This window comes from Burkholderia sp. E168m23 (genome assembly GCF_016586125.1).
GTDB lineage: Bacteria > Pseudomonadota > Gammaproteobacteria > Burkholderiales > Burkholderiaceae > Burkholderia > Burkholderia orbicola.
The window spans coordinates 1-3,584 of sequence record NZ_BCPP01000758.1 but is presented as its reverse complement, the minus strand read 5'-3'; the positions used below and the strand labels follow the sequence as shown (position 1 = coordinate 3,584).

The following is a 3,584-nucleotide window of genomic DNA, read 5'->3' as shown; positions in this document are numbered from 1 at the left end:
GAAGGACGAAGGCTATATCGACGATTTCGCCGTGAAGGCGGAAGGTGCGAAGTCCGAACTGAATATCGCGCTGAAGTACTACGCAGGTCGCCCGGTCATCGAACGCCTCGAGCGCGTGTCGAAGCCTGGTCTGCGCGTGTACCGCGGCCGTAACGACATTCCGCAGGTCATGAATGGCCTCGGTGTGGCAATCGTGTCGACGCCGAAGGGCGTGATGACCGACCGCAAGGCGCGCGCTACCGGCGTCGGCGGCGAAGTCATCTGCTACGTCGCTTAAAGCCGAGGAGAGAGAAACATGTCTCGAGTAGGTAAGAGCCCGATCGCGCTGCAAGGCGCGGAAGTCAAGCTGGCCGACGGTGCAATCACCGTCAAGGGCCCGCTGGGCACCATCACGCAAGCGATCAATCCGCTCGTGAACGTGGCGAACAACGACGGCACGCTGAATCTGTCGCCGGTCGACGAAAGCCGCGAAGCAAATGCACTGTCGGGCACGATGCGCGCGATCATCGCGAATGCCGTGCACGGCGTGACCAAGGGTTTCGAGCGCAAGCTGACGCTGGTTGGCGTCGGTTACCGTGCGCAAGCGCAAGGCGACAAGCTGAACCTGTCGCTGGGTTTCTCGCACCCGGTGGTGCACCAGATGCCGGAAGGCGTCAAGGCTGAAACCCCGACGCAAACCGAAATCGTGATCAAGGGGATCAACAAGCAACAAGTCGGTCAAGTGGCTGCGGAAGTCCGCGGTTACCGTCCGCCGGAGCCCTACAAGGGCAAGGGCGTGCGTTATGCCGACGAGGTTGTGATCCTCAAAGAAACGAAGAAGAAGTAAGGGTGCGCAATCATGGATAAGACTCAATCTCGCCTGCGCCGCGCTCGCCAGACGCGTATCAAGATCGCTGAGCTGCAGGTCGCGCGTCTCGCCGTGCATCGCACGAACACGCACATCTACGCTCAAGTGTTCTCGCCGTGCGGCACCAAGGTGCTCGCCAGCGCGTCGACGCTCGAGGCAGAAGTGCGCGCAGAACTGGCCGACAAGTCGGGCAAGGGCGGCAACGTCAATGCCGCGACGCTGATCGGCAAGCGTATTGCCGAAAAGGCAAAGGCTGCCGGCATCGAATCCGTCGCCTTCGACCGCTCGGGCTTCCGCTACCACGGCCGCGTCAAGGCGCTGGCTGAGGCAGCTCGCGAAGCTGGGCTCAAGTTCTAAGGAAGGAATTCGTCATGGCAAAGATGCAAGCGAAAGTTCAGGCTGACGAGCGCGACGACGGCCTTCGCGAAAAGATGATTTCGGTCAATCGCGTGACCAAGGTCGTGAAGGGTGGCCGTATTCTCGGCTTCGCCGCACTGACCGTGGTTGGCGATGGTGATGGCCGCATCGGTATGGGCAAGGGCAAGGCGAAGGAAGTGCCGGTCGCTGTCCAGAAGGCAATGGAACAAGCTCGCCGCAACATGTTCAAGGTGCCGCTGAAGAACGGCACGCTGCAGCACGAAGTGCACGGCAAGCATGGCGCATCCGCTGTCCTCCTCGCTCCGGCGAAGGCAGGTACGGGCGTGATCGCCGGCGGCCCGATGCGCGCAGTGTTCGACGTGATGGGCGTTCAGAACGTCGTGGCGAAGAGCCACGGTTCGACGAACCCGTACAACCTCGTTCGCGCCACGCTGGACGGTCTGCGCAAGCAGTCGACCCCGGCAGACATCGCGGCGAAGCGCGGCAAGTCCGTCGAAGATATTTTGGGCTAAGCCCGGGTGGTCACCATGTCTGAAAAAACTGTCAAGGTTCAGCTCGTCAAGAGCCTGATCGGGACCCGCGAATCGCACCGCGCGACCGTGCGTGGCCTGGGCCTGCGCCGACTCAATTCGGTTAGCGAGCTGCAGGACACGCCGGCGGTCCGCGGCATGATCAACAAGGTCTCGTACCTCGTTAAGGTCATCGCGTAAGCGGCCCTACGGATCAAGGAGTTGATATGGAATTGAATAACCTGAAGCCGGCCGCTGGTGCAAAGCACGCCAAGCGTCGCGTCGGTCGTGGCATCGGTTCGGGCCTCGGCAAGACGGCTGGCCGTGGTCACAAGGGTCAGAAATCGCGTTCGGGCGGCTTCCACAAAGTCGGTTTCGAAGGCGGTCAGATGCCGCTGCAACGTCGTCTGCCGAAGCGCGGCTTCACGTCGCTGACGAAGGAATTCGTCGGTGAAGTGCGCCTGAGCGACCTCGAGAAGCTGCCGGTCGACGAGATCGATCTGCTCGCACTGAAGCAAGCCGGCCTGGTCGGCGAGCTGACGAAGAGCGCAAAGATCATCGCGACGGGCGAACTGAAGCGCAAGATCGTCGTGAAGGGTCTCGGTGCCACCAAGGGTGCGCGCGCTGCGATCGAAGCGGCTGGCGGTTCGTTCGCCGAGTGACACGCGTAGCGCGTCGTCACTTGCATTCATCGGAGAAGGTACTTGGCTAACAGCCCGAGTCTTGCAAAACCCGGTCGAAGCACGGCGAAATTCGGCGATCTGCGCCGGCGAGCGATGTTCCTGCTCCTGGCGCTGATCGTCTATCGCATCGGCGCGCACATTCCCGTGCCGGGCATCGATCCGGATCAACTGGCTAAGCTGTTCCAGAGCCAGGCGGGCGGCATCCTGGGCATGTTCAACATGTTCTCGGGTGGCGCACTGTCCCGCTTCACGATCTTTGCGCTGGGGATCATGCCGTACATCTCGGCGTCGATCATCATGCAGTTGCTGGCGATCGTTTCGCCGCAGCTCGAGGCGCTGAAGAAGGAAGGGCAGGCAGGGCAACGGAAGATCACGCAGTACACGCGGTATTTCACCGTGGTGCTCGCGACCTTCCAGGCATTCGGTATCGCGGCCGCGCTGGAAAACCAGCCGGGCCTCGTCACCGATCCCGGCATGCTGTTCCGTCTGACGACGGTCGTGACGCTGGTGACGGGCACGATGTTCCTGATGTGGCTCGGCGAGCAGATTACCGAGCGTGGTCTGGGCAACGGTATCTCGATCATCATCTTCGGCGGGATCGCAGCAGGATTCCCGAATGCCGTGGGTGGGTTGTTCGAGCTGGTGCGTACGGGTTCGATGAGCATCATTTCGGCGATCATCATCGTCGTTCTGATCGCCGCGGTGACTTACCTGGTCGTGTTCATCGAACGCGGTCAGCGCAAGATCCTCGTGAACTACGCGAAGCGCCAGGTCGGCAACAAGATCTACGGTGGGCAGTCGTCGCATCTGCCGCTGAAGCTGAACATGTCGGGCGTGATTCCGCCGATCTTTGCATCGTCGATCATTCTGTTCCCGGCAACGATTCTCGGCTGGTTCAGTACCGGTCAGCCGACGGGAAGCTGGATTTCCAATACGTTGCATAACGTTGCGGAAGCGCTGAAGCCGGGCCAGCCGGTCTATGTGCTGCTGTACACGCTGGCAATCGTGTTTTTCTGCTTCTTCTACACCGCACTGGTGTTCAACAGCAGGGAGACCGCGGACAACCTGAAGAAGAGCGGCGCGTTTGTTCCGGGCATTCGTCCGGGCGATCAGACCGCACGATATATCGACCGCATCCTCACGCGTCTGACGCTGGCCGGTGCGATC

7 protein-coding genes are annotated in these 3,584 nt (G+C 61.3%); all 7 read left to right on the top strand.

Translation table 11 applies throughout. The features are described from left to right. Positions 1-277, top strand: a 277-nt coding sequence (gene rpsH, locus JMF90_RS29035; protein ID WP_201325752.1) for a 30S ribosomal protein S8, incomplete at its 5' end; no start/stop codon positions are given. Between the two features lie 18 nt (positions 278-295). Beyond that, positions 296-826, top strand: coding sequence for a 50S ribosomal protein L6 (rplF, locus tag JMF90_RS29030; protein WP_006477184.1), 531 nt, complete (start codon positions 296-298; stop codon positions 824-826). A gap of 12 nt (positions 827-838) precedes the next feature. After that, complete coding sequence (gene rplR / locus JMF90_RS29025; RefSeq protein WP_006477183.1) at positions 839-1,204, top strand: 50S ribosomal protein L18; 366 nt, start codon at positions 839-841, stop codon at positions 1,202-1,204. Positions 1,205-1,218: 14 nt separating this feature from the next. Next, positions 1,219-1,737 (top strand): 30S ribosomal protein S5, encoded by a 519-nt coding sequence (rpsE, locus tag JMF90_RS29020; protein ID WP_006752931.1) that lies wholly within the window; start codon positions 1,219-1,221, stop codon positions 1,735-1,737. A gap of 15 nt (positions 1,738-1,752) precedes the next feature. Then, the gene (gene rpmD / locus JMF90_RS29015; protein ID WP_006400644.1) at positions 1,753-1,935 is read left to right on the top strand and encodes a 50S ribosomal protein L30; all 183 of its coding nucleotides are present in this window, start codon (positions 1,753-1,755) and stop codon (positions 1,933-1,935) included. 26 nt (positions 1,936-1,961) lie between these two features. After that, positions 1,962-2,396 (top strand): 50S ribosomal protein L15, encoded by a 435-nt coding sequence (rplO, locus tag JMF90_RS29010; protein ID WP_006477180.1) that lies wholly within the window; start codon positions 1,962-1,964, stop codon positions 2,394-2,396. 42 nt (positions 2,397-2,438) lie between these two features. Beyond that, positions 2,439-3,584, top strand: a 1,146-nt coding sequence (secY, locus tag JMF90_RS29005) for a preprotein translocase subunit SecY (RefSeq protein WP_201325751.1), incomplete at its 3' end; no start/stop codon positions are given.

Excerpts from the sequence above, each read along its gene's own strand:
- rpsE (WP_006752931.1), top strand. The coding sequence starts at position 1,219 with ATGGCAAAGATGCAAGCGAAAGTTCAGGCTGACGAGCGCGACGACGGC.
- rplO (WP_006477180.1), top strand. The coding sequence starts at position 1,962 with ATGGAATTGAATAACCTGAAGCCGGCCGCTGGTGCAAAGCACGCCAAG.
- rplR (WP_006477183.1), top strand. The coding sequence starts at position 839 with ATGGATAAGACTCAATCTCGCCTGCGCCGCGCTCGCCAGACGCGTATC.
- rplF (WP_006477184.1), top strand. The coding sequence starts at position 296 with ATGTCTCGAGTAGGTAAGAGCCCGATCGCGCTGCAAGGCGCGGAAGTC.
- rpmD (WP_006400644.1), top strand. The coding sequence starts at position 1,753 with ATGTCTGAAAAAACTGTCAAGGTTCAGCTCGTCAAGAGCCTGATCGGG.